The sequence below is a fragment of the Pseudoalteromonas ostreae genome (genome assembly GCF_018069805.1).
Lineage (GTDB): Bacteria > Pseudomonadota > Gammaproteobacteria > Enterobacterales > Alteromonadaceae > Pseudoalteromonas > Pseudoalteromonas ostreae.
On sequence record NZ_JAGPYN010000076.1, the window covers coordinates 1 to 535 of the forward strand.

Consider the following 535-nt stretch of genomic DNA (forward strand, 5'->3'; position numbering starts at 1 on the left):
GAATAACAATTCTTCTCTAAAATCATCGTCATAACACGCTCTTACGCACTTACTTCTTATTGAGTTCTTACTTTTCGTATGTTGTTTTACCATGTTTCTAACCACTCGACGAAATAACGCCATATGTTGTGCACTTAACGGATCGTGTATTTGAGATGCATCTTCTTTAAACACGACATCCAATATCCAGTGTTGTTGGTTTTCTATCAACCAATGATGTCTAATCGCTTTACTAATTAGCGCGTTATCTGTGACTGATGTCAGGTAAAAGTGAGTGTCTATACTCGTTCTAACTCCTTTTTTCCTTTCCCTTTGTACTGCAATGATTGTTTTAATTGACGGCCAATTCTCTTTTATTTCAACAGGTAATAATGAAGCATCAAGGCAATCCACCGTTCTTACTTCTTGACGCCCATGCCCTTTATCTTGTGTTACATGGCTTATAATCCCCGAATCTTCAGACTCATAGTGCTTCATAAATAAATCATTAATAGCGCTATACAGCTTCTTTTGATTACCTTTAACCTGCACAAGG

At 37.0% G+C, this 535-nt stretch carries 1 protein-coding gene; it reads right to left on the bottom strand.

Going from position 1 to position 535, the window contains the following annotated elements; all coding sequences use genetic code 11:
• Positions 1-535 (bottom strand): ISAs1 family transposase (locus J7338_RS20590; protein ID WP_210798835.1); only part of this gene is annotated, 535 nt, incomplete at both ends.